We start from the raw sequence: 22,621 nt of genomic DNA on the forward strand, positions 1-22,621 counted from the left end.
GATGTTTTCACGCTCACCCCTGCCGCAACCGAGCCCGCCCGCGCCTTTCTATGAAAAGGTGAAACAGGCGATCAGCGAAAAGATTGCTACCGGCGTCTGGCGCCCGCACGATCGCATTCCGTCGGAGGCCGAGCTGGTGGCGCAGTTCGGTTTTAGCCGGATGACTGTCAACCGGGCGTTGCGCGAGCTCACCGACGAAGGACTTCTGGTGCGCCTGCAGGGCGTGGGGACGTTCGTGGCGGAACCGAAAGGGCAGTCCGCCCTGTTTGAAATCCGCAGCATTGCCGATGAGATAACCTCGCGTAATCATCAGCACCGCTGCGAAGTGCTGGTGCTGGAAGAGACTCAGGCCAGCGCCGAGCAGGCCGTTGAGCTAAATGTCAAAGAGGGTAGCCGCATCTTCCACTCTGTGATGGTGCATTTTGAAAACGACATTCCGGTGCAGATTGAAGATCGCTGCGTCAACGCAGAGCGGATACCGGAATACCTGAACCAGGATTACACCCACACCACGCCGCACGCGTATCTCTCGCTCGTCGCACCGCTCACGGAAGGGGAGCACATTGTTGAGGCCGTACGCGCGACGCCGCAGGAGTGCGAGCTGTTGCGCATTAAAGAACACGATCCGTGCCTGCTGATCCGCCGTCGTACCTGGTCATCATCGCATATCGTGTCGCATGCCCGACTGCTTTTCCCGGGGAACCGTTACCGGCTACAGGGCCACTTTATGTCATAAGTTTTATAAGCGTGATCGCTAACGCAATATAACAAAATTGTATCTTTTTTGTTAAATCTGACCTTGTGTGTGCTTGTCTATACAAGTATATCTAAATGCATCATCTGTCCCTTATGAGGAGCACACAATGTCGTCAGGTAAATACCGCCAGCAGGACGTCCGTGCCGCGCGCGGCACCACGCTTACTGCCAAAAGCTGGCTCACCGAAGCCCCGCTGCGCATGTTGATGAACAACCTTGATCCTGAGGTGGCGGAAAACCCCCACGAACTGGTGGTCTACGGCGGCATAGGCCGCGCCGCACGCAACTGGGAATGCTATGACGCAATTGTAAAATCCCTGACCGAACTCGAACACGACGAAACCCTGCTGGTGCAGTCCGGCAAGCCGGTTGGCGTATTTAAAACCCATAAGAACGCGCCGCGCGTGCTGATCGCCAACTCTAACCTCGTGCCGCACTGGGCTACCTGGGAACACTTCAACGAGCTGGACGCGAAAGGGCTGGCGATGTATGGCCAGATGACCGCCGGGAGCTGGATCTACATCGGCAGCCAGGGGATTGTGCAGGGCACCTACGAAACCTTCGTGGAAGCGGGGCGTCAGCACTATAACGGCTCGCTGAAAGGCCGCTGGGTGCTTACCGCCGGTCTGGGCGGGATGGGCGGCGCGCAGCCGCTGGCCGCCACGCTGGCCGGCGCGTGCTCGCTGAACATTGAATGCCAGCAGAGCCGCATTGATTTCCGTCTGCGTACCCGTTACGTCGACGAACAGGCCGAGAATCTCGATGACGCGCTGGCGCGCATCAAAAAATACACGTCCGAAGGCAAAGCGATGTCGATTGCCCTGTGCGGTAACGCGGCGGATATTCTGCCGGAGCTGGTTGCCCGCGGCGTGCGTCCGGATCTCGTTACCGACCAGACCAGCGCCCATGACCCGCTGCATGGTTACCTGCCAAAAGGCTGGACGTGGGAAGACTACCAGCAAAAAGCGGAAACCGACCCTGAAGGCACGGTACTGGCGGCTAAGCGTTCGATGGCGGAACACGTCTCCGCGATGCTGGCCTTCAGCCAGTTGGGCATTCCAACCTTTGACTACGGCAACAACATCCGCCAGATGGCGAAAGAGATGGGCGTGAATAACGCCTTCGACTTCCCCGGCTTCGTGCCTGCCTATATCCGTCCGCTGTTCTGCCGCGGCATCGGCCCGTTCCGCTGGGTGGCCTTGTCCGGCGATCCGCAGGATATCTACAAAACCGACGCCAAAGTGAAGGAGATCGTCGCAGACGACGAACACCTGCACCACTGGCTGGATATGGCTCGCGAACGCATCAGCTTCCAGGGCTTGCCGGCGCGCATCTGCTGGGTAGGGCTGGAGTGGCGGCAAAAGCTGGGTCTGGCCTTCAACGAAATGGTGCGCAGCGGTGAAGTCTCCGCGCCGATCGTCATTGGCCGCGACCATCTGGACTCCGGCTCCGTCGCCAGCCCAAACCGTGAAACCGAAGCCATGCGCGACGGATCTGACGCGGTCTCCGACTGGCCATTGCTTAATGCCTTGCTGAATACCGCCAGCGGCGCCACCTGGGTCTCGCTGCACCACGGCGGCGGCGTCGGGATGGGCTTCTCCCAGCACTCAGGGATGGTCATCGTCTGTGACGGAACCGATGAAGCGGCCGCGCGCATCGCCCGCGTGCTGCACAACGACCCGGCAACCGGCGTGATGCGTCACGCGGATGCGGGTTACGAGATTGCCATTGACTGTGCCAAAGAGCAGGGACTGAACCTGCCGATGATCCCTGCCACACAAGGAAAGCATGCATGAACGCGTTAACACTCACTCCCGGCTCGCTGACGCTCAAACAGCTGCGTAACGTCTGGCGCCAGCCGGTCACCCTTTCACTTGATGAAAGCGCCCACGCCGCGATAAACGACAGCGTCGCCTGCGTAGAAGCGATTGTTGCCGAAGGGCGCACCGCCTACGGGATTAACACCGGCTTTGGCCTGCTGGCGCAGACCCGCATCGCCACGCACGATCTGGAAAACTTACAGCGTTCGCTGGTGCTGTCGCACGCGGCAGGCGTCGGCCAGCCGCTTGACGATGAGATTGTCCGTCTGATGATGGTGCTCAAAATCAACAGCCTGGCGCGCGGTTTCTCGGGCATTCGCCTGAGCGTGATCCAGGCGCTGATGGCCCTGGTAAATGCAGAAGTCTATCCGTGGATCCCGGCAAAAGGCTCCGTCGGCGCCTCCGGCGATCTCGCCCCGCTGGCGCACATGTCGCTGCTGCTGCTGGGTGAGGGCAAAGCGCGCTGGCAGGGCGAGTGGCTCCCTGCGAAAGAAGCGCTGGCAAAAGCCGGCTTAACGCCAATCACCCTCGCGGCAAAAGAGGGGCTGGCGCTGCTTAACGGCACGCAGGCGTCGACGGCCTTTGCGCTGCGCGGCCTGTTTGAAGCGGAAGATCTGTTTGCGTCGGCGGTGGTGTGCGGTGCGCTGACCACCGAGGCGGTGCTCGGCTCGCGTCGTCCGTTTGACGCGCGTATTCACGCGGTGCGCGGCCAGCGCGGGCAGATTGATGCCGCAGCCATGTACCGCCACGTGCTTACCGACACGAGTGAGATTGCGGATTCACACCATAACTGCGAGAAGGTGCAGGATCCGTATTCTCTGCGCTGTCAGCCGCAGGTGATGGGCGCGTGCCTGACGCAGCTGCGCCAGGCAGCAGAGGTGCTGCTGGTGGAGGCCAACGCGGTGTCCGATAACCCGCTGGTGTTCGCCGAGGAAAACGAGGTGGTCTCCGGGGGCAATTTCCACGCCGAGCCGGTGGCGATGGCGGCGGACAATATCGCGCTGGCGATTGCCGAAGTTGGGGCGTTGTCGGAGCGCCGCATCGCGCTGATGATGGATAAACACATGTCCCAGCTGCCCCCATTCCTGGTGCGTAACGGCGGGGTTAACTCAGGCTTTATGATCGCTCAGGTGACGGCCGCAGCGCTGGCAAGCGAGAACAAAGCGCTGTCGCACCCGCACAGCGTGGACAGCCTGCCAACCTCGGCGAACCAGGAAGATCACGTGTCGATGGCCCCGGCGGCCGGGCGTCGTCTGTGGGAGATGGCCTCCAACACCCGCGGCGTGCTGGCGGTGGAGTGGCTGGCGGCGTGTCAGGGTATCGATCTGCGCGAAGGGCTTAAATCCAGCCCGCTGCTGGAGCAGGCGCGCCATGTGCTGCGCGAGCACGTCACGCATTACGATGACGACCGCTTCTTTGCGCCGGATATTGATAAGGCGATGCAGCTTCTGGAAGAGGGGCGCCTTGTAGGACTGCTACCTTCGGTGCTGTGATTTTTTTGCCCGGTGGCGCTGCGCTTACCGGGCCTACGAATGCGAGATCCAGGCCGGGTAAGGCGTAGCCGCCACCCGGCTTTTTTCAGGAATACATCGCCGTAATCGACGCGCTCCCCAGGGAATGGAAATGCACGTTAAACCCGACCATCGCGCCGCTCGCGCCTTCATCGACCTCAATCTTCTCCACATCCAGCGCGTGCACCGTGAAGATATAGCGGTGGGTTTCCCCTTTTGGTGGCGCCGCGCCGCCGTAGCCCGCTTTACCAAAGTCAGTGCGCGTCTGAATGGCACCTTCAGGCAGGGCAACCAGGTCTGAACCGGAACCCTGCGGCAGCACGCGCGTGTCGGCGGGCAGGTTCGCCACAACCCAGTGCCACCAGCCCGAGCCGGTCGGCGCGTCCGGGTCGTAGCAGGTCACGACAAAGCTTTTGGTTCCTGCAGGAACGTCGCCCCACGCCAGGTGTGGGGAGATATTATCCCCCTGATAGCCCATGCCGTTGAAAACGTGGCGTTCCGGGAGTTTTTCACCGTCGCGCAGATCTTTACTGATGATTTTCATACGGTTTACCCTCGTTATTCACTCGTTCAGGAAGTGTAACGCATGGGATTAAATCGCGAAATGCGCGGGAATGTTAACGGCTGTTACGACCGCGTCGGTTAATTTACGCAGCTGCTCCGGCGTGATGCTGTACGGCGGCATCAGGTAGATAAGCTTGCCGAAAGGCCGCACCCAGACGCCCTGCTCAACGAAGAAGCGCTGCAGCGCCGCCATGTTCACCGGGCGGGTGGTTTCAATCACCCCGATGGCACCCAGCACGCGCACGTCCGCCACAAAATTCGCCCCCGAGGCGGCGCTCAGCTCTCCTTTCAGCTGTGCCTCAATCGCCGCGACCTGCGTCTGCCACTCGCCGCTCTCAAGAATGGCGAGGCTTTCGCTTGCCACGGCGCAGGCCAGCGGGTTGCCCATAAACGTCGGGCCGTGCATAAAGCAGCCCGCCTCGCCGTCGCTGATGGTGTCGGCAACCTGACGAGTGGTGAGGGTGGCGGAGAGCGTCATGGTGCCGCCAGTCAGCGCTTTACCCAGACACAGAATATCCGGCGCAATGCCCGCGTGTTCGCAGGCAAACAGCTTGCCGGTGCGGCCAAAGCCGGTGGCAATTTCATCGGCAATCAGCAGAATGCCCTCGCGGTCGCACATCTTGCGAATGCGCCTCAGCCATTCCGGATGGTACATCCGCATTCCGCCCGCGCCCTGCACAATCGGTTCGAGAATAACGGCTGCGATTTCATGGCGATGCGCCGCCATCAGCCGCGCGAAGCCCACCATGTCCATCTCGTTCCACTCGCCGTCTAATCGGCTTTGCGGCGCAGGGGCAAACAGGTTTTCCGGCAGATAGCCCTTCCACAGGCTGTGCATGGAGTTGTCCGGATCGCACACCGACATCGCCCCGAAGGTATCCCCGTGATAGCCGTTGCGGAAGGTGAGGAACCGCTGGCGCGTTTCGCCCTTCGCATGCCAGTACTGCAGCGCCATCTTCATCGCCACTTCCACCGCCACCGAGCCGGAATCGGCCAGGAAAACGCACTCCAGCGATTCAGGCGTCATCGCCACCAGGCGACGGCATAAATCCACCGCGGGCTGATGGGTGATCCCGCCAAACATTACGTGCGACATCTGGTCAATCTGGGCCTTCATCGCCGCGTTCAGGCGCGGATGGTTGTATCCGTGAATGGCCGCCCACCAGGAGGACATTCCGTCAACCAACTGCTCGCCGCTGGCGAGATGCAGCTCGCAGCCGTGGGCAGAGGCCACCGGATAGACGGGAAGGGGGCGGGTGGTGGAGGTGTAAGGGTGCCAGATATGCTGCTTGTCGAAGGCGAGATCGTCCTGGGTCATAATCGACTTGTAAACCATTTTGAAAAGTTTTAGGTTTACGAGTATAAACCGAACCGAAAATTAACAAAACCCTTTGGAGAAGCCCAATGGCTCACCACGCACGCTGGACGATGTCGCAAGTTACTGAATTATTCAATAAACCTTTCCTTGAGCTGATGTTTGAAGCGCAACAGGTGCATCGTCAGCACTTCGATCCGCGCCATGTTCAGGTCAGCACGCTGCTGTCGATCAAGACCGGCGCCTGTCCTGAAGACTGCAAATATTGCCCGCAGAGCGCGCGCTACAAAACCGGCCTGGAGTCAGAGCGCCTGATGGAGGTCGAGCAGGTGCTCGACTCCGCGCGCAAGGCCAAAAACGCGGGCTCAACCCGCTTCTGCATGGGCGCGGCGTGGAAGAACCCGCACGATCGCGATATGCCCTATCTGGAGCAGATGGTGAAGGGCGTGAAGGAGATGGGCCTCGAAGCCTGTATGACGCTCGGCACGCTGAACGAGGAGCAGGCGCAGCGCCTCTCTGCCGCGGGGCTGGATTACTACAACCACAACCTCGACACCTCCCCGGAATTTTACGGCAATATCATCACCACGCGCACCTACCAGGAGCGCCTGGACACGCTGGATAAAGTGCGCGATGCAGGGATCAAGGTCTGCTCCGGCGGCATCGTGGGCTTAGGCGAAACGGTGAAAGACCGCGCGGGTCTGCTGCTGCAGCTGGCGAACCTGCCGACCCCGCCGGAAAGCGTGCCCATCAACATGCTGGTGAAGGTCAAGGGCACGCCGCTGGCGGATAACGAGGACGTGGATGCGTTTGATTTTATTCGCACTATCGCGGTGGCGCGCATCATGATGCCAACCTCTTACGTCCGCCTTTCTGCCGGTCGCGAGCAGATGAACGAGCAAACTCAGGCAATGTGCTTTATGGCCGGGGCCAACTCCATCTTCTACGGCTGCAAGCTGCTGACCACGCCGAACCCGGAAGAGGACAAAGACGTTCAGCTGTTCCGCAAGCTGGGGCTGAACCCGCACCAGACCGGGGTGCTGACGGGCGATAACGAGCAACAGCAGCAGCTGGAGCAGCAGATTCTCAACGCCGACACCGATCAGTTCTACAACGCGGCAGCCGTATGACCTGGCAGGTACGGATTAATGCCGCGCTGGAAGAACGCCGGGCGGCAGAGGCGTTTCGCGTTCGCAGGGTGGTGGAAAACGGCGCGGGCCGTTTTCTGACCCGCGAGGGACGGCAGTTTTGTAATTTCTCCAGCAATGACTATCTCGGACTGAGCCAGCATCCGGCCATCGTCCGCGCCTGGCAGCAGGGCGCGGAGCGATTTGGCGTGGGCAGCGGTGGCTCGGGGCACGTCAGCGGATACACCACGGCGCATCAGGCGCTGGAGGAAGAGCTGGCCGACTGGCTGGGCTATCCGCGCGCGCTGCTGTTTATCTCCGGATTTGCCGCCAACCAGGCGGTCATCACGGCCATGATGGGGAAAGAGGACCGCATTGTCGCCGACCGTTTAAGCCACGCCTCGCTGCTGGAAGCGGCAAACTTAAGTCCGGCGCAGCTGCGGCGTTTTGCCCATAACGATGCGTCACAGCTCGCCTCGCTGCTGGACAAACCCTGCGACGGGCAACAGCTGGCAGTCACGGAAGGGGTGTTCAGCATGGACGGCGACAGTGCGCCGCTTGCCGCGCTTCACGAGGCCGCAAAGCGGCAAAACGCCTGGCTGCTGGTCGATGATGCTCACGGCACTGGGGTGATGGGCGATGAAGGACGCGGCAGCGCCCATCAACAAAACGTGAAGCCGGAACTGCTGGTGGTTACCTTCGGCAAAGGCTTTGGCGTCAGCGGCGCCGCCGTGCTGTGCAGCGAATCTGTCGCCGACTATCTGCTGCAGTTTGCCCGTCACCTCATCTACAGCACCAGCATGCCCCCGGCGCAGGCCGTGGCGCTGTCGGCGTCGCTGGCGGTGATCCGCAGCGCAGAAGGGGATGAACGCCGTCAGCAGCTGGCAGAGCACATCTCCTGCTTCCGTCAGGGACTGGCGGCGCTTCCCTTCCAGAGTCCCGATTCGCAGAGCGCCATCCAGCCCGTCATTGTCGGCGAAAACGGCCGCGCGCTGGCACTGGCCCAGGCGCTGCGCGAGCGGGGGATGTGGGTAACGGCCATTCGTCCGCCAACCGTTCCGCCGGGCACCGCGCGTCTGCGCTTAACCCTGACGGCGGCGCATGAGGCGCAGGATATCCAGACGCTGCTGGAGGCGCTTCATGATGCCGGTGAATAAGCAGGCCGTTGCGGCGGCATTTGGCCGGGCCGCGCGGAGCTATTCGCAGCACGATGAACTCCAGCGCCAGAGCGCGCAGGGGCTTCTGGCCGCGCTTGGCGAGAACCGCTTCCCCCAGGTGCTGGACGCCGGCTGTGGTCCCGGCAGCAACAGCCGCTACTGGCGCGAGGCGGGGAGCGAGGTGACGGCCATCGACCTGTCGCCCGCCATGCTGGACGAGGCGCGCCAGCAGCAGGCGGCGCACCACTATGTAGTGGCGGATATTGAGGCGATCCCGCTGGCGGACGCGCAGTTCGATCTGGTCTGGAGCCATCTGGCGGTGCAGTGGTGCAGCAGCCTGCCGCAGGCGTTACGCGAGCTTTATCGCGTCGCACGACCGGGCGGAAAGGTGGCCTTTACCACCTTGCTGGAAAGTTCGCTGCCGGAGCTGAATCAGGCGTGGAAAGCGGTGGATGAGCAGCCGCACGCGAACCGCTTTTTATCGTATGAGCAGGTGACGCAGGCGCTGGCAGGCTGGCGCTGTCGCAGCACGGTGCAAACCATCACGCTTAATTTTAGCGACGCGTTCAGCGCCATGCGCTCTCTGAAGGGCATCGGCGCCACGCACCTGCACGCCGGGCGGGAGAAAAAACCGCTGACCCGGGGGCAGCTGCAACGCCTGGAACTGGCCTGGCCGCAGCAGCGGGGCCTTTTCCCGCTCTCTTATCAACTTTTTCATGGGATTATCGAACGTGACTGAACGTTATTTTGTTACCGGCACTGATACGGAAGTGGGCAAAACGGTTGCCAGCGCTGCGCTGCTGCAGGCGGCACGACTGCTCGGAAAAAACACCGCCGGATATAAGCCCGTGGCTTCCGGCAGCGAGATGACGGCGGAAGGGTTACGCAACACCGACGCGCTGGCGCTCCAGCGTAACAGTAGCCTTGAGCTTGCCTATTCGGCGGTTAATCCCTATACCTTTGCCGAGCCGACGTCGCCGCACATTATCAGCGCTGACGAAGGCCGTCCGATTGATTTCGCCGTGCTGTCTGCCGGGTTACGGACGCTGGAAAGCCAGGCCGACTGGGTGCTGGTGGAAGGCGCGGGAGGCTGGTTTACGCCGCTTTCGGACACGCAGACCTTTGCTGACTGGGTGCAGGCCGAGCGGCTTCCGGTCATTCTGGTCGTCGGCGTGAAGCTGGGCTGCATCAATCACGCCATGCTGACGGCGCAGGCCGTTCAGCAGGCAGGGCTGACGCTGGCAGGCTGGATAGCCAACGACGTGGTTGCGCCGGGCAGGCGGCATCAGGAGTATCTGGCGACCCTCAAGCGCGTGCTCCCGGCACCGTTCCTCGGGGAAATCCCCTGGATTGCTGGCGATGCTGAGCAGGCCGAAACCGGGCGCTATCTCGACCTCAGCGTCTTGCTTCCCGCGACATCCAGTGGGCAATGAGCTCATCGTTCAGCTCGCTAACGTGGCCCTGAGCCACGTTACGCCCGCGATAAAGCATGCAAAACCGATCCGCCACCCGGCGGATAAACGACAGCTGCTGCTCCGCCAGCAGCACCGTCATGCCTAACTCTCGGTTTAAGCGCCCCAGCAGCTGCGCCAGCTTCTGGGCAAATCCGTGTCCTGCCCCATGCGTAGGCTCATCCAGAATCAGCATCCGCGGGCGGTTGACCAGTGCATTCGCCAGGGCAAGCTGATACTGATCCTCTGGCGAAAGGGCATTGCCCCGCGTCTGACGTCGCGCGTAGAGTTCCGGGAACAGATCGTATACGTCGCTTTTCGCCGCCGGGTCGGGTTTCCCCATCGCCCGCATGGCAATATGCAGATTCTCCTCAATCGTCAGTTGAGAGAAAATACGCCTGTCCTGCGGCACATAGCCTATTCCCGGCTCTGAACGTTGTTCCGGTGCCGGGCTGAGCAAATCACGCGGCGGTGCGCCCGCTTCATGCCAGATAATCGTGCCGCTTTCGACGGGGATGTTTCCGGTAATACAGTTCATCAGGGTGGTTTTGCCCATCCCCGGCAGGCCTATGACGCCTGTACACATCCCTTGCGGAAAATCCAAATCCACGTTCCATAGCGTATGTTGGCTTCCGTAAAACTGATTCACTGCACGCAGACTCAACATCTTTCTCTCCTTAAAAATGCGTAGGGATAGGCCTGACGTGAAGCTGCAAAACGCTTGCCAGAAACCTGAAATCGATTAAAAAAACGACTTTTTTAGGAATAAGCCACAGGAGAGCAGGGTAAAAACGCGTGGCTTGCACATCGACGGTGCCGGGAATGGTGAGTTGTGGTGCAGGACGAAAAATGGCTGAAATGTGAGCAGGATCGCATCTGTTGGTTATGAATGACTCAACTGTTTATCGTCAAAAAAGAGCTATAAAAATTTTTTGTTGCCGCCTCGTGGGAAAATCCGGGAATTTGCTGAGCGGCGGTCTACACGGGCTGGAAGCAGTTATCCACTATTCCTGTGGATAACCATGTGCATTAGAGTTAGAAAACACGCGATAAGCGAGAGAAGACGCGGCTTTCGCCCAAATTGACGCGAAACGCGGCTTTAGAAAATATCGTTTAAAATTTAATTGCTTAGATAAAAGCAATTACCGTAATGAAAGTGTCACTCGTTGCCATAAAACTATCATTACCTGGCTTGACAAATGTTAAAAAAGAAAAAGTTCTGGGGATAACCCAACCTGGCTGGTTTTTTATCTCGTCAGAGCCTAAATTTTGTCCGCTAACGCGCTAATGACTCCGCCGCTACGCTAAATATCCTGACACGCTACTGGTTTTTCATCCAGTGTTTTTTACTGGCATTCCTGGCAACAACGAGTAAAATTACTCACCTGCCGCTTATAACGTCATCAGGTCGTCGCCCATGAGTAAACCGTTCAAACTGAATTCTGCTTTCCGCCCCTCTGGCGATCAGCCTGAGGCTATCCGTCGTCTTAAAGAAGGGCTGGAAGACGGGCTGGCGCACCAGACGCTGCTGGGGGTAACCGGCTCGGGCAAAACGTTTACTGTCGCCAACGTGATCGCTGACCTGCAGCGCCCCACGATGGTGCTTGCACCCAATAAAACCCTCGCGGCACAGCTTTACGGCGAGATGAAAGAGTTCTTCCCGGAAAACGCGGTGGAGTATTTTGTCTCCTACTACGATTACTACCAGCCGGAAGCCTATGTGCCGAGCTCTGATACCTTCATCGAGAAAGATGCTTCGGTGAACGAACACATCGAACAGATGCGACTGTCTGCGACCAAGGCGCTGCTTGAGCGACGCGATGTGGTTGTGGTCGCGTCTGTTTCGGCGATTTACGGCCTGGGCGATCCGGATCTCTATCTGAAGATGATGCTGCACCTGACGCAGGGGATGATCATCGATCAGCGCGCAATTTTGCGCCGTCTGGCCGAGCTGCAGTACACCCGTAATGACCAGGCCTTCCAGCGCGGGACGTTCCGCGTGCGCGGTGAGGTGATCGACATCTTCCCGGCGGAATCGGACGATATGGCGCTGCGCGTCGAGCTGTTTGACGAAGAGGTTGAGCGTTTGTCACTGTTCGACCCGCTGACCGGCCACGTTGAGTCGGTGATACAGCGTTTTACCATCTACCCTAAAACGCACTACGTGACGCCACGCGAGCGTATCGTGCAGGCGATGGAAGAGATCAAAGAGGAGCTTGCAGAGCGCCGTAAGGTGCTTCTGGCTAACAATAAGCTGCTGGAAGAGCAGCGCCTGAGCCAGCGCACCCAGTTCGATCTGGAGATGATGAACGAGCTGGGCTACTGCTCGGGTATCGAAAACTACTCGCGCTTCCTCTCCGGGCGCGGGCCGGGCGAGCCACCGCCGACGCTGTTTGACTACCTTCCGGCCGACGGTCTGCTGGTGATCGACGAATCCCACGTCACGATCCCGCAGATCGGCGGGATGTACCGCGGCGACCGCGCGCGTAAAGAGACGCTGGTGGAGTACGGCTTCCGCCTGCCGTCAGCGCTGGATAACCGTCCGATGAAGTTTGAAGAGTTTGAGGCGCTGGCGCCGCAGACCATCTACGTGTCGGCCACGCCGGGCAACTACGAGCTGGAGAAATCCGGCGATGAGGTGATCGACCAGGTGGTCCGTCCGACAGGGCTGCTGGATCCGATTATCGAAGTGCGCCCGGTGGCGACCCAGGTGGACGATCTGCTCTCTGAGATCCGCGCCCGTTCCGCCATCAACGAGCGCGTGCTGGTGACGACGCTCACCAAGCGCATGGCGGAAGACCTGACCGAGTATCTTGAAGAACACGGTGAGAAGGTGCGCTATCTGCACTCGGATATCGACACCGTGGAGCGCATGGAGATTATCCGCGATCTGCGTCTGGGCGAATTTGATGTGCTGGTGGGGATCAACCTGTTGCGAGAAGGTCTGGATATGCCTGAAGTCTCGCTGGTGGCGATTCTGGACGCCGATAAAGAGGGCTTCCTGCGCTCTGAACGCTCCCTGATCCAGACCATTGGCCGCGCCGCGCGTAACGTCAACGGGAAAGCGATTCTGTACGGCGACAAAATCACCCCGTCGATGGCGAAAGCGATTGGCGAAACGGAACGCCGACGCGAGAAGCAGCAGCGCTACAACGAAGAGCACGGCATTACGCCGCAGGGGCTGAACAAGAAGGTGGTGGATATTCTGGCGCTGGGTCAGAACATTGCGAAGACCAAAGCGAAAGGCCGCGGCAAGGCGCGTTCAGTGGTGGAAGAAGATACCGTCGTACTGACGCCGAAGGCGCTGCAGCAGAAAATCCACGAGCTGGAAGGGCAGATGATGCAGCACGCCCAGAACCTGGAGTTCGAAGAGGCGGCACAGATCCGCGACCAGCTGCATCAGCTGCGGGATCTGTTTATCGCGGCATCATAGGTAAAGCGGCGTGTATTCCCCCTCTCCCCGTGGGAGAGGGCTGGGGTGAGGGCATCAGGCCGCACAAAGCGAACCTAACCCAACGCCTGAATCGCTTTCTCCAGCGCCTCGCGCAGCAGGTGGCGGTCGTGACGATATTTAATATCGCTGGCTTCCAGCGGCTCCTGCACCACCACGCGATCGCCAATCCCTGTCACATCCACTTTTGGCCCAACCACGACACCGTCGATAATTTTCTTACCGACGTACTGCTCCATCAGGTCCAGCTTGTCCGCCAGCGACAGGCTCGCCGCTGCCGGGCTCAGCTCACGGCCCAGGTTACCGATATAAACCATCGGGGCAGGGGTGCGACGCAGCGCCTGCGCCAGCTCTTTTACCAGCAGAATGGGCATCAGGCTGGTATAAAAACTGCCTGGACCGATCAGGATAAGATCCGCTTCACCAATGGCCTCTACCGCTTCTCGCGTGGCGGGCACGCTCGGATAGGTCATCAACTCCGTTGGCGGCAGGAGGAGCTGGTCAATATTCACCTCGCCGTAAACTTCATGCCCTTCGGCATCGATTGCCATCAAGTCAACCGGTTGTTCAGACATGGGGATCAGGAATGCGTCCACCTTGAGCAGATTACGGATTAAGTTGATGGCTTCCAGAGGCCGTACGCTCAGGTGATCCAGCGCCTTTAACATCAGATTTCCGAGGTTATGCCCGGAAAGTTCGCCATTGCCGCCAAAACGGTACTCAAACATCGCCGACGCGACGCTCGGCTCGGTAATTAACTGATTCAGGCAGTTGCGCATATCTCCCCAGGCAATGCCGCCTTCAGCCCGCCTGATCCGCCCGGTTGAGCCGCCGTTGTCGGTGGTTGTCACTATCCCTGTCAGCCGTGAGCCCAGTGACGACAAAGAGGACATGACGCGGCCCAGGCCGTGGCCTCCGCCAAGAGCGACCACTCGGTCAAGATCCGCAAAAGTGCGATTGCGCATACGTATTCCTTATCACGTTCGATCGCGTAACAGTAACCTAACTACCCCCAAAAGACGATGCCTCACCCAATGCAAAATGACGTATATCAATGCGAAAATGCGGTTTTTAGGTATTCTGTAGCGAAAATGCAGGACTGAATCGCTATATACATAATTATATAGCGAAAAGCGACAATGGCGGAGTGTCGATTTCCACGCTACTATCGCCATAACCACGTTTTCAAAACTGAAAACATACACTCTAGCCCTGGCGCCTGTGTCGAATGATATGGCGCCCTGGCCGTGGCGGATTTGCCACCAGGGTACAGAAAGAAATGACTGTGCCTCCCGATTTGGAAAGGTGTACATGGCTTCACAACTTACTGATGCTTTCGCGCGTAAGTTTTACTACTTGCGTCTGTCGATTACCGATGTGTGCAACTTCCGTTGCACCTACTGTCTGCCCGATGGCTACAAGCCGGGCAGCGTCACCAATAATGGCTTTCTCTCCGTGGATGAAGTGCGCCGCGTCACGCGTGCGTTTTCTGAGCTGGGTACTGAAAAAGTCCGTCTGACCGGTGGCGAACCCTCCCTGCGCCGCGATTTCACCGACATCATTGCCGCCGTACGCGAAAACGAACGCATCCGCCAGATCGCGGTGACCACCAACGGTTATCGCATGGCGCGTGACGTGGCCAACTGGCGCGACGCTGGCCTAACCGCGATCAACGTCAGCGTGGACAGCCTTGATGCCCGGCAGTTTCACGCCATTACCGGTCAGGACAAGTTCCGCCAGGTGATGGACGGCATCGATGCGGCGTTTACCGCCGGGTTCGAAAAGGTCAAAGTCAACACGGTGCTGATGCGCGACGTAAACCACCATCAGCTGGACACCTTCCTGGCGTGGATTAAATCCCGTCCCATTCAACTGCGTTTTATCGAGCTGATGGAAACGGGCGAGGGCAGCGAACTGTTCCGCCGTCACCATATTTCCGGCATGGTGTTGCGCGACGAGCTGCTGAAACGCGGCTGGATCCACCAGATCCGCCAGCGCAGCGACGGCCCGGCACAGGTCTTTTGTCACCCGGATTACGAAGGCGAAATTGGGCTTATCATGCCCTATGAGAAAGACTTCTGCGCCAGCTGCAACCGCCTGCGCGTATCGTCGGTGGGCAAGCTGCACCTCTGCCTGTTCGGGGATGGCGGCGTAGAACTGCGCGATCTGCTGGAAGACGATGCGCAGCAGGCCGCGCTTGAAGCGCGCATTTCTGAAGCGCTGACGCACAAAAAGCAGACCCACTTCCTGCATCAGGGCAATACCGGCATTACTCAGAACCTGTCCTACATCGGCGGGTAATCAGTCTTTAGAAGGAACCAGAAGATGAGTCAGGTCAGCGCAGAATTTATCCCGACACGCATTGCTATTCTTACCGTTTCCGACCGCCGTGGCGAAGAGGATGATACCTCCGGCCACTGGCTGCGTGAGGCGGCCCATGACGCGGGGCATACCATCGTCGATAAAGCGATTGTGAAAGAGAACCGCTACGCCATTCGCGCGCAGGTCTCTCAGTGGATCGCCAGTGCTGAGGTGCAGGTGGTGCTGATCACCGGCGGCACCGGCTTTACCGCGGGCGATCAGGCCCCAGAGGCGCTAATCCCGCTGTTTGACCGCGAGGTAGAAGGCTTCGGCGAAGTGTTCCGCATGCTCTCCTTTGAAGAGATTGGCACCTCCACGCTGCAGTCGCGCGCGGTGGCCGGCGTGGCAAACAACACGCTGATTTTCGCCATGCCGGGCTCGACCAAAGCCTGCCGCACCGCATGGGAAAATATTATTGCCCCGCAGCTGGATGCCCGTACCCGTCCGTGTAATTTTCATCCCCATTTGAAGAAGTAAACTATGTCACAACTGACCCACATTAACGCCGCTGGCGAAGCGCATATGGTGGATGTCTCCGCCAAGGCCGAAACGGTGCGCGAGGCGCGTGCTGAGGCATTCGTCACCATGCTGCCGGAGACGCTGGCGATGATTATCGACGGCAGTCACCATAAGGGCGACGTCTTTGCCACCGCCCGCATCGCCGGTATTCAGGCTGCAAAACGGACCTGGGACCTCATCCCGCTCTGCCATCCGCTGATGCTGAGCAAGGTGGAAGTGAACCTGCAGGCGCAGCCGGAGCACAACCGCGTGCGTATTGAGTCCCTCTGCCGCTTAACCGGCAAAACCGGCGTGGAGATGGAAGCCCTGACGGCGGCCTCCGTCGCCGCGCTGACCATCTACGACATGTGCAAAGCGGTGCAGAAAGATATGGTGATTGGCCCGGTTCGTCTGCTGGCAAAAAGCGGCGGCAAATCCGGTGATTTTAAGGTGGACAGCCATGATTAAGGTGCTCTTTTTCGCCCAGGTGCGTGAGCTGGTCAATACTGACAGCCTGACGCTGGACGCCTCTTTTGAAAACGTCGCCGCCCTGCGCGCGCATCTGGCGGCACAAAGCGACCGCTGGGCGCTGGCGCTCGACGAAGGCAAGCTGCTGGCGGCCGTTAACCAGACGCTGGTGGAGTTCACCCACCCGCTGACTGAAGGGGATGAAGTGGCCTTCTTCCCGCCGGTCACAGGGGGCTAAGATGGCTGAAACCCGAATTCTGGTCGGTCCCGAGCGCTTTAACGTCGGTACAGAATATGACTGGCTGGCGGAGCGCGATGAAGACGGCGCGGTCGTTACGTTCACCGGTAAAGTGCGTAACCACAATCTCGGCGACAGCGTAAAAGCGCTGACGCTGGAGCACTATCCGGGCATGACGGAGAAATCGCTGGCGGCAATTGTGGATGAAGCGCGAGGCCGCTGGCCGCTCGGGCGGGTCACGGTGATCCACCGCATCGGCGAGATGTGGCCCGGCGAAGAGATTGTCTTTGTCGGCGTGACCAGCGCGCACCGCGGTAGCGCCTTTGCGGCAGGGGAGTTCATTATGGATTACCTCAAAACCAAAGCGCCGTTCTGGAAGCGCGAAGCCACGCCGGAAGGCGAGCGCTGGGTGGAATCTCGCGACAGCGATAAACAGGCCGCCAGCCGTTGGTAGTCGGTTTACGTGGATGTGTTACTCTTAATGTGTGTGTGTCTTCTTAACCTTAATCAGGAGTGAATCATGGACCGATTTCCGCGTTCCGATTCAATAGTACAGCAGACCCGTAGCGGCCTGCAGACGTATATGGCGCAGGTGTACGGCTGGATGACGGTCGGCCTGCTGCTTACCGCGTTTATCGCGTGGTATGCGGCGAACACGCCTGAGCTGATGATGTTTATCTTCTCCAGCAAAATCACCTTCTTTGGGCTGATTATCGCGCAGCTGGCGCTGGTGTTTGTGCTTTCCGGCCTGGTGCAGAAACTCAGTGCCGGAATGGCGACCACGCTGTTTATGCTCTATTCGGCGCTGACTGGTTTGACGCTCTCCAGCATTTTCATCGTCTACACCTACTCCTCCATCGCCAGCACCTTCGTGGTGACCGGCGGGATGTTCGGCGTGATGAGCCTGTACGGTTACACCACCAAACGTGACCTGAGCGGCTTAGGTAATATGCTGTTTATGGGGCTGATCGGGATTGTGCTGGCATCGCTGGTGAACCTGTGGCTGAAGAGCGACGCGCTGATGTGGGCCGTGACCTATATCGGGGTAGTAGTTTTTGTCGGGCTGACGGCCTATGACACTCAGAAGCTGAAAAACATCGGCGAGCAGATCGACGGGCGCGACAGTTCAAACCTGCGCAAATACTCGATTCTGGGCGCGCTGACGCTCTATCTGGACTTCATCAACCTGTTCCTGATGCTGCTGCGGATTTTCGGCAACCGTCGCTGAGGTTGCTTTGCCGGGTGGCGGTGCGGTCTGGTGCCCTCACCCTGACCCTCTCCCACGGGAGAGGGAACAAACACTAAAAACGGCAACAAGGTTGCCGTTTTGCTTTTATTTCGCCATTGCCTTCTCATTTTTCGCCCGTAACTTTTTCGCCCGGCTCTCCAGCACCAGATAACAGACCGTTGCCAGCGCCAGCGGCAGGAAGTAATAGAGCATGCGGTAGGCGAGCAGGGCGGCAATAATCGTCCCCTGTGAAACATGTTCTCCGGCCAGCAGCGCGATAAACACCGCCTCCAGCACACCAATTCCCGCCGGAATATGCACGATAACCCCGGCGATACTGCTCACCAGCAGCACGCCCAGCACGAAGAAGTAGTTCACGTCCTCGCCAATCAACAGCCAGATGATCGCCCCCATCGCCATCCAGTTGGCGCTGGATACCGCCATCTGCAGCACCGCGAACTTCCACGACGGCAGTACCAGTTTCTGCCCTTTAATGGTCATATGGCGGCGTCTGGCAAAGGCGCAGGCCCACAGATACACGGCGATGATCAGCAGCAGCACGATGCCGAGAATGCGCAGCGTGGCCTCGTCGATATACCAGTGTGCGGGCAGCTGCACCACGCCGATGGTGAAAATCACCCCGCCCAGCAGAATGTACCCCAGCCAGTTGGTGGTGATACTCAGCGAGAAAATGCGGGTGATGGTGCCACCCGGTAATCCGAGACGCGAGTACAGGCGATAGCGCATGCCGATGCCGCCCACCCAGGTGCTCAGCGTCAGGTTGAAGGCGTAGCAGATAAACGACACCAGCATCACCTGACGTTTAGCCAGCTTGTGGCCGCAGTAGGCGCGACCGAGCAGGTCGTAGCAGCCGTACATCAGGTAGCTGACGATAACCAGCCCTACGGCGCCCAGCAGCACCAGCCGGTTATAGTTGCGGATGACCTTCCACACCTCTTCCCAGTCCACTTTCTGCGCGTAGACCACCAGCAGTACCGCGACCGCGATAAAGAATACCCAGGTGAGGATTTTTTTCGCCAGCCGCCAGCGAGGATGAGATTTTGACATCAGGGTTTGCCTCCATCTTCCGCTTCAACGCGGTCCTGGGTTTCCATTTCAGGTTGTACCGGCGGATCAACCTGCGCCAGCTTTGGCGTATGCGCCGGCAGCCAGCCGACCATCGCCGGGAAGTGGCGCAGGAAGTGGAACACCACCACGCCGATACCAACGTTCCACCAGCTCCGTTTCGGCACCATGGACTCATCCACCCGTACGCAATCCTTATGGATAAGTCCCTGAAGGTTATCCCGCAGGGTCTGGTTAAACTGACGGTCGTGGATGATCAGGTTCGCTTCCAGGTTAAGCGACAGGCTCAGCGGATCGAGGTTACTGGAGCCGACGGTTGCCCAGTGGTCATCCATGACGGCCACTTTGCCGTGCAGCGGGCGGCGGCGGTATTCATATATCTGCACGCCGCTTTTCACCAGGTAGCGGTAGAGCAGGCGCGCGCCCACCTTCACAATGGGCATATCCGGCTCGCCCTGCACAATCAGTTTAACGCTCACGCCGCGTCGGGCCGCGTTGCGCATGGCGTGCAGAATACGGTAGCCGGGGAAGAAATAGGCGTTGGCGATAATCACTTCGCGCTTCGCATTGGCCAGCATCTTCAGGTAATGACGTTCAATATCGTCCCGATGCTCCTCGTTGTCCCGCCAGACAAACAGCGCCTGCGCTTCGCCGGGCTTGCGGTTCTCTTCCGGGCGATGACGGCGTCGCCACCAGCGGCGAGCGGCCTCTTTACCGGGCAAGTTTTCCAGCACGAACAGCTGGATGTCCTGAACCACCGGTCCCTCAATGCGGATCGCGTAGTCCTGCTTGGCCTCCGGGCCGTAATCCGACATATGTTCGGCGGAGTAGTTAATGCCGCCCACGAACGCCACCGTTTCGTCCACTACGACGATTTTGCGGTGCATGCGGCGGAACAGGTTGGTGCGCATGCCGAACAGACGCGGACCGGGATCGTAATAGCGGAACACCACGCCGGCGGCGGTGAGCTCGTTAACAAATTCATCGCTAAGATCCGGCGAGCCATATCCATCGAGCAGGGCCTCGATTTTTATCCCGCGCCGGGCTGCATGCAGCAGTACGCTGTGCAGCTGCCTGCCAACATCGTCTTCAAACCAGATAAACGTTTCAAGGTAGACTTTCTGCTGTGCGTGGCTAATCGCCTCAAAGACCGCCGGATAGAAGTTATCGCCGTTTTCCAGCAGCGTAATACGGTTACCTTCCTGCCAGGTGCATTTCATAAGTGGATCTCCGCGCTCAGCGGGGCATGGTCGGAAAGATGTCGCCAGTTCAGTAACGCCAGCGCCGTCGGGCTGCTGGCATGCGCATTTTTCACGTAGATGCGGTCCAGGCGCAGCAGGGGGAAGCGCACCGGAAACGTCCGTGCGGGACGACCATGTGCCCGGGTGAAAATTTCCTCCAGTCCCGCTTTGACCTTCAGCGGATGGTTGGCGCGCTGCCGCCAGTCGTTAAAATCCCCGGCGACCACCACGGGTTCGCCTTCCGGCAGCGCATTGGTCCAGTCCGCCAGCATCTGCAGCTGCGCCTGGCGGTGGGCTTCACGCAGTCCGAGGTGAACGCAGCCCACGTGAACCGGAACGTCAAGTTCCGGCGGCGTGATGCGGCAGTAAAGCAGCCCGCGCTTTTCGCTCTCCCCGACGGAAACGTCCCGGTTCTCATAATGTTCTATAGGAAAACGCGACAGCACCGCATTACCGTGATGGCCTTCCGGATAGACCGCGTTGCGGCCGTAAGCGTAATCGCTCCACATGGTGTCGGCCAGGAATTCATAGTGCGGCGTATCGGGCCAGTTTTCGAAATGCATGGGGTGTACCTCGTGCGCGCCCATCACCTCCTGCAGGCAGACAATGTCCGCGCTGACGGTGCGTACCGCGTCGCGCAGCTCCGGTAAAATGAAGCGGCGGTTAAATGCTGTGAAGCCCTTATGAATGTTTATCGTCAGCACTTTAAGCGAGAAATGCTGCGTTTTTTTGCTCATAAACACCTTCCTGGGTGACTATCCCGATGAAAATAAAGTGTAGTCGGCGTCACAAAAAGATGCGGCGTTACGGAATTTTCCGTAAAGTGCGGTAGTCTGATTAAGCAGAGAAAAATCCTTCAGGAGAGAAGCCATGAAGTGGCAACAACGTGTTCGTGTCGCAACGGGTTTGAGTTGCTGGCAGATAATGTTGCATTTACTGGTCGTGGCCGTACTGGTGATGGGCTTGATGAGCGGCACGCTGGTGCGTGTTGGCTTAGGGCTATGCGTCCTCTATGGCGTCACCGTGCTGTCGATGCTGTTCTTACAGCGCCACCATGACGCGCGCTGGCGCGAGGTGGGTGATGTGCTCGAAGAGCTCACCACCACCTGGTACTTTGGTGCCGCGATGATCGTGCTGTGGCTGCTGTCACGCGTGCTGCAAAACAACCTGCTGCTGGCCCTGGCGGGTCTGGCAATCCTTGCAGGGCCAGCGGTAGTGTCGCTGCTCACTAAAGAGAAAAAGCTACGCAATGTTGCGTCTAAACATCGCATAGGCCACTGACCCCGTCGTGGCCGCTATGACCAGTAGCGGCCACAAACTTCCCCACACAATATCCAGACTCGCATCCTTCAGATAGATCTGCTTGGTGATATCCGTAAAATGTCGAATCGGGTTTATCCACGTTAAATCCTGCAGCCACACCGGCATGTTCTCGACGGGCGACACGTACCCGGAGAGCAGAATCGCCGGCATCATAAAGACGAATACCCCGATAAACGCCTGCTGCTGCGTGGAGCAGAGCGCTGAAATCAGCAGCCCAAACCCCACCAGCGACAGCCCGTAAATCACCATCGTGAAGTAAAACAGCGCCAGCGATCCGGCGAACGGGATCTCGTAGGCCCAAATTCCCACTCCCAGCACGATGGTGGCCTGGAAGGTGGCGACGATCAGCGCCGGTACCGCTTTGCCGACGAAAATCTGCCAGGTGGCGAGCGGGGAAACCAGCAGCTGATCCAGCGTGCCCTGTTCGCGCTCGCGGGCCACGGACAGGGAGGTCACGATCATCACCCCGATGGTGGTGATCATGGCGATCAGCGACGGCACCACAAACCACTTGTAGTCCAGGTTCGGGTTGTACCAGTTGCGCACCACCAGTTCGCTGTTATTGGGCTTCGGTTTGCCCTCCATCAGCTCCTGCTGATACTCCTTCACTATCTGCTGCAGGTAGTTGGCCGCTATCTGGGCGCTGTTGGAGTTGCGCCCGTCGAGGATCAGCTGCATCGGCGCGGTCTGGAAGGTGTCCAGATTGCGGGAGAAATCCGCCGGGAAACGCACCAGCAGCAGCGCTTTTTGCGTGTCGATAGTGGGCTGGATCTCCTGCGGGCTTTTAAGCAGCAGGATGTGGGTAAAGGCCTTCGCCCGGGCAAAACGCTGCGTCAGCTCGACGGCGTGTTTGCCGTTGTCTTCATTATAAATGGCAATGGTGGCGTTAGTTACCTCAAGGGTGGCGGCAAACGGGAACAATAAAACCTGAAGCAGCACCGGCAGCACCAGAATGGCGCGGGTTTGCGGCTCGCGCAGCAGGGATTGCAGCTCTTTGCGGATCAATGTCCATAAGCGGTGAAACAT

The 22,621-nt window shown here is 59.1% G+C and carries 23 protein-coding genes and 1 riboswitch; of the genes, 15 read left to right on the forward strand and 8 right to left on the reverse strand.

Annotation, left to right across the window (positions count from 1 at the left end; all coding sequences use genetic code 11):
- Window position 1: 1 nt before the first annotated feature.
- From INF77_RS20780 to hutH, 3 genes are all read left to right on the forward strand, one after another.
- A complete protein-coding gene (locus INF77_RS20780) occupies window positions 2-736 on the forward strand; it encodes a histidine utilization repressor (RefSeq protein ID WP_047367758.1) in 735 nt (244 codons plus the stop codon).
- 127 nt (window positions 737-863) lie between these two features.
- The gene (hutU, locus tag INF77_RS20785) at window positions 864-2,552 is read left to right on the forward strand and encodes a urocanate hydratase (RefSeq protein WP_063154684.1); all 1,689 of its coding nucleotides are present in this window, start codon (window positions 864-866) and stop codon (window positions 2,550-2,552) included.
- On the forward strand, window positions 2,549-4,069 hold the full coding sequence (hutH, locus tag INF77_RS20790) for a histidine ammonia-lyase (RefSeq protein WP_047367760.1): 1,521 nt from the start codon (window positions 2,549-2,551) through the stop codon (window positions 4,067-4,069). The genes hutU and hutH overlap by 4 nt, the downstream gene beginning before the upstream one ends.
- Window positions 4,070-4,154: 85 nt before the next feature.
- Here the strand turns inward: hutH and INF77_RS20795 are convergent, their stop codons facing one another.
- Complete coding sequence (locus INF77_RS20795) at window positions 4,155-4,631, reverse strand: kinase inhibitor (RefSeq protein WP_193532009.1); 477 nt, start codon at window positions 4,629-4,631, stop codon at window positions 4,155-4,157.
- A gap of 48 nt (window positions 4,632-4,679) precedes the next feature.
- Window positions 4,680-5,987 (reverse strand): adenosylmethionine--8-amino-7-oxononanoate transaminase, encoded by a 1,308-nt coding sequence (gene bioA, locus INF77_RS20800; RefSeq protein WP_193532008.1) that lies wholly within the window; start codon window positions 5,985-5,987, stop codon window positions 4,680-4,682.
- Window positions 5,988-6,055: 68 nt separating this feature from the next.
- Between bioA and bioB the strand changes: the two genes are divergently transcribed.
- The 4 genes from bioB to bioD are packed head-to-tail and all read left to right on the forward strand — an operon-like array spanning window position 6,056 to window position 9,683.
- Window positions 6,056-7,096 (forward strand): biotin synthase BioB, encoded by a 1,041-nt coding sequence (gene bioB / locus INF77_RS20805; protein WP_028012414.1) that lies wholly within the window; start codon window positions 6,056-6,058, stop codon window positions 7,094-7,096.
- A complete protein-coding gene (gene bioF / locus INF77_RS20810; RefSeq protein ID WP_048998779.1) occupies window positions 7,093-8,250 on the forward strand; it encodes an 8-amino-7-oxononanoate synthase in 1,158 nt (385 codons plus the stop codon). Before bioB ends, bioF begins: the two co-directional genes overlap by 4 nt.
- Window positions 8,234-8,989: a malonyl-ACP O-methyltransferase BioC gene (gene bioC, locus INF77_RS20815; protein WP_045259949.1), complete on the forward strand. Its 756-nt coding sequence runs from the start codon at window positions 8,234-8,236 to the stop codon at window positions 8,987-8,989. Before bioF ends, bioC begins: the two co-directional genes overlap by 17 nt.
- Window positions 8,982-9,683: a dethiobiotin synthase gene (bioD, locus tag INF77_RS20820; protein WP_047367763.1), complete on the forward strand. Its 702-nt coding sequence runs from the start codon at window positions 8,982-8,984 to the stop codon at window positions 9,681-9,683. The genes bioC and bioD overlap by 8 nt, the downstream gene beginning before the upstream one ends.
- Here bioD and INF77_RS20825 read toward each other — a convergent pair.
- A complete protein-coding gene (locus tag INF77_RS20825) occupies window positions 9,646-10,368 on the reverse strand; it encodes an ABC transporter ATP-binding protein (RefSeq protein ID WP_049136983.1) in 723 nt (240 codons plus the stop codon). The genes bioD and INF77_RS20825 overlap by 38 nt on opposite strands.
- 750 nt (window positions 10,369-11,118) lie before the next feature.
- On the opposite strand from INF77_RS20825, the gene uvrB reads away from it, so the two are divergent.
- On the forward strand, window positions 11,119-13,134 hold the full coding sequence (uvrB, locus tag INF77_RS20830) for an excinuclease ABC subunit UvrB (RefSeq protein WP_028012419.1): 2,016 nt from the start codon (window positions 11,119-11,121) through the stop codon (window positions 13,132-13,134).
- A gap of 74 nt (window positions 13,135-13,208) precedes the next feature.
- Here uvrB and yvcK read toward each other — a convergent pair whose 3' ends face one another.
- Window positions 13,209-14,117 (reverse strand): uridine diphosphate-N-acetylglucosamine-binding protein YvcK, encoded by a 909-nt coding sequence (yvcK, locus tag INF77_RS20835; protein ID WP_028012420.1) that lies wholly within the window; start codon window positions 14,115-14,117, stop codon window positions 13,209-13,211.
- Between the two features lie 225 nt (window positions 14,118-14,342).
- A riboswitch (molybdenum cofactor riboswitch) is annotated at window positions 14,343-14,476 on the forward strand.
- On the opposite strand from yvcK, the gene moaA reads away from it, so the two are divergent.
- The 6 genes from moaA (at window position 14,464) to INF77_RS20865 (ending at window position 17,945) form a co-directional block, all read left to right on the forward strand.
- Window positions 14,464-15,453, forward strand: coding sequence for a GTP 3',8-cyclase MoaA (gene moaA, locus INF77_RS20840; RefSeq protein WP_193532007.1), 990 nt, complete (start codon window positions 14,464-14,466; stop codon window positions 15,451-15,453). It overlaps the preceding riboswitch by 13 nt.
- Window positions 15,454-15,477: 24 nt before the next feature.
- Entirely contained in the window at window positions 15,478-15,990 is a 513-nt protein-coding gene (gene moaB / locus INF77_RS20845; RefSeq protein WP_028012422.1) for a molybdenum cofactor biosynthesis protein B, read from the forward strand.
- Between the two features lie 3 nt (window positions 15,991-15,993).
- Window positions 15,994-16,479 (forward strand): cyclic pyranopterin monophosphate synthase MoaC, encoded by a 486-nt coding sequence (moaC, locus tag INF77_RS20850; protein WP_008501142.1) that lies wholly within the window; start codon window positions 15,994-15,996, stop codon window positions 16,477-16,479.
- Window positions 16,472-16,717: a molybdopterin synthase sulfur carrier subunit gene (moaD, locus tag INF77_RS20855; RefSeq protein WP_045259953.1), complete on the forward strand. Its 246-nt coding sequence runs from the start codon at window positions 16,472-16,474 to the stop codon at window positions 16,715-16,717. The genes moaC and moaD overlap by 8 nt, the downstream gene beginning before the upstream one ends.
- Window position 16,718: 1 nt before the next feature.
- On the forward strand, window positions 16,719-17,171 hold the full coding sequence (moaE, locus tag INF77_RS20860) for a molybdopterin synthase catalytic subunit MoaE (RefSeq protein WP_041910729.1): 453 nt from the start codon (window positions 16,719-16,721) through the stop codon (window positions 17,169-17,171).
- Window positions 17,172-17,237: 66 nt separating this feature from the next.
- Entirely contained in the window at window positions 17,238-17,945 is a 708-nt protein-coding gene (locus INF77_RS20865) for a Bax inhibitor-1/YccA family protein (RefSeq protein ID WP_193532006.1), read from the forward strand.
- Window positions 17,946-18,050: 105 nt separating this feature from the next.
- Here INF77_RS20865 and INF77_RS20870 read toward each other — a convergent pair whose 3' ends face one another.
- Genes INF77_RS20870 through INF77_RS20880 form a run of 3 tightly spaced genes read right to left on the reverse strand, consistent with a single transcriptional unit; the run spans window position 18,051 to window position 21,009 of the window.
- Window positions 18,051-19,013: a YbhN family protein gene (locus INF77_RS20870; RefSeq protein WP_048959982.1), complete on the reverse strand. Its 963-nt coding sequence runs from the start codon at window positions 19,011-19,013 to the stop codon at window positions 18,051-18,053.
- On the reverse strand, window positions 19,013-20,251 hold the full coding sequence (gene clsB / locus INF77_RS20875) for a cardiolipin synthase ClsB (RefSeq protein WP_045259955.1): 1,239 nt from the start codon (window positions 20,249-20,251) through the stop codon (window positions 19,013-19,015). Before clsB ends, INF77_RS20870 begins: the two co-directional genes overlap by 1 nt.
- Complete coding sequence (locus INF77_RS20880) at window positions 20,248-21,009, reverse strand: endonuclease/exonuclease/phosphatase family protein (protein ID WP_041910727.1); 762 nt, start codon at window positions 21,007-21,009, stop codon at window positions 20,248-20,250. Before INF77_RS20880 ends, clsB begins: the two co-directional genes overlap by 4 nt.
- Window positions 21,010-21,142: 133 nt before the next feature.
- On the opposite strand from INF77_RS20880, the gene INF77_RS20885 reads away from it, so the two are divergent.
- On the forward strand, window positions 21,143-21,553 hold the full coding sequence (locus tag INF77_RS20885) for a YbhQ family protein (RefSeq protein ID WP_028012428.1): 411 nt from the start codon (window positions 21,143-21,145) through the stop codon (window positions 21,551-21,553).
- Here INF77_RS20885 and INF77_RS20890 read toward each other — a convergent pair.
- Complete coding sequence (locus tag INF77_RS20890; protein WP_041910726.1) at window positions 21,515-22,621, reverse strand: ABC transporter permease; 1,107 nt, start codon at window positions 22,619-22,621, stop codon at window positions 21,515-21,517. The two genes, INF77_RS20885 and INF77_RS20890, sit on opposite strands and share 39 nt — an antisense overlap.

It is taken from the genome of Enterobacter cloacae complex sp. P1B, from assembly GCF_014982345.1.
In the GTDB taxonomy this organism is placed as follows: Bacteria; Pseudomonadota; Gammaproteobacteria; order Enterobacterales; family Enterobacteriaceae; genus Enterobacter; species Enterobacter bugandensis.

Coding starts and splice junctions, on each gene's coding strand:
- moaE (WP_041910729.1), top strand. CDS start 16,719: ATGGCTGAAACCCGAATTCTGGTCGGTCCCGAGCGCTTTAACGTCGGT.
- hutU (WP_063154684.1), top strand. CDS start 864: ATGTCGTCAGGTAAATACCGCCAGCAGGACGTCCGTGCCGCGCGCGGC.
- INF77_RS20890 (WP_041910726.1), bottom strand. CDS start 22,621: ATGTTTCACCGCTTATGGACATTGATCCGCAAAGAGCTGCAATCCCTG.
- moaB (WP_028012422.1), top strand. CDS start 15,478: ATGAGTCAGGTCAGCGCAGAATTTATCCCGACACGCATTGCTATTCTT.
- hutH (WP_047367760.1), top strand. CDS start 2,549: ATGAACGCGTTAACACTCACTCCCGGCTCGCTGACGCTCAAACAGCTG.
- INF77_RS20885 (WP_028012428.1), top strand. CDS start 21,143: ATGAAGTGGCAACAACGTGTTCGTGTCGCAACGGGTTTGAGTTGCTGG.
- clsB (WP_045259955.1), bottom strand. CDS start 20,251: ATGAAATGCACCTGGCAGGAAGGTAACCGTATTACGCTGCTGGAAAAC.
- bioA (WP_193532008.1), bottom strand. CDS start 5,987: ATGGTTTACAAGTCGATTATGACCCAGGACGATCTCGCCTTCGACAAG.
- INF77_RS20780 (WP_047367758.1), top strand. CDS start 2: ATGTTTTCACGCTCACCCCTGCCGCAACCGAGCCCGCCCGCGCCTTTC.
- bioC (WP_045259949.1), top strand. CDS start 8,234: ATGATGCCGGTGAATAAGCAGGCCGTTGCGGCGGCATTTGGCCGGGCC.
- bioF (WP_048998779.1), top strand. CDS start 7,093: ATGACCTGGCAGGTACGGATTAATGCCGCGCTGGAAGAACGCCGGGCG.
- INF77_RS20870 (WP_048959982.1), bottom strand. CDS start 19,013: ATGTCAAAATCTCATCCTCGCTGGCGGCTGGCGAAAAAAATCCTCACC.
- yvcK (WP_028012420.1), bottom strand. CDS start 14,117: ATGCGCAATCGCACTTTTGCGGATCTTGACCGAGTGGTCGCTCTTGGC.
- INF77_RS20865 (WP_193532006.1), top strand. CDS start 17,238: ATGGACCGATTTCCGCGTTCCGATTCAATAGTACAGCAGACCCGTAGC.
- moaD (WP_045259953.1), top strand. CDS start 16,472: ATGATTAAGGTGCTCTTTTTCGCCCAGGTGCGTGAGCTGGTCAATACT.
- INF77_RS20880 (WP_041910727.1), bottom strand. CDS start 21,009: ATGAGCAAAAAAACGCAGCATTTCTCGCTTAAAGTGCTGACGATAAAC.
- INF77_RS20825 (WP_049136983.1), bottom strand. CDS start 10,368: ATGTTGAGTCTGCGTGCAGTGAATCAGTTTTACGGAAGCCAACATACG.
- uvrB (WP_028012419.1), top strand. CDS start 11,119: ATGAGTAAACCGTTCAAACTGAATTCTGCTTTCCGCCCCTCTGGCGAT.
- moaA (WP_193532007.1), top strand. CDS start 14,464: ATGGCTTCACAACTTACTGATGCTTTCGCGCGTAAGTTTTACTACTTG.
- INF77_RS20795 (WP_193532009.1), bottom strand. CDS start 4,631: ATGAAAATCATCAGTAAAGATCTGCGCGACGGTGAAAAACTCCCGGAA.
- bioB (WP_028012414.1), top strand. CDS start 6,056: ATGGCTCACCACGCACGCTGGACGATGTCGCAAGTTACTGAATTATTC.
- moaC (WP_008501142.1), top strand. CDS start 15,994: ATGTCACAACTGACCCACATTAACGCCGCTGGCGAAGCGCATATGGTG.